A 203-nucleotide genomic window follows, 5' to 3' on the forward strand; every position below is an offset into this window, starting at 1 on the left:
TGCCGTGCCCCTGCATGTGGTGGGTGTTGGCGGTAGGGGCACGGCAATTAAGATCTTTGGCGAAAGGCAGAAGATCTGCTGCTGCCGTGCCCCTGCATGTGGTGGGTGTTGGCGGTAGGGGCACGGCAATTAAGATCTTTCCGGAAAAGAAGATGTGCTGCTGCCGTGCCCCTGCATGTGGTGGGTGTTGGCGGTAGGGGCAC

General features: G+C 60.1%; 1 protein-coding gene. It reads left to right on the forward strand.

What is annotated here, in order from left to right:
- On the forward strand, positions 1-197 hold a 197-nt coding region (locus tag MiSe_RS50675), incomplete at its 5' end, for a hypothetical protein (RefSeq protein WP_226595190.1).
- Between the last annotated feature and the right edge of the window lie 6 nt (positions 198-203).

It is taken from the genome of Microseira wollei NIES-4236, from assembly GCF_020521235.1.
Taxonomy (GTDB): domain Bacteria; phylum Cyanobacteriota; class Cyanobacteriia; order Cyanobacteriales; family Aerosakkonemataceae; genus Microseira; species Microseira wollei.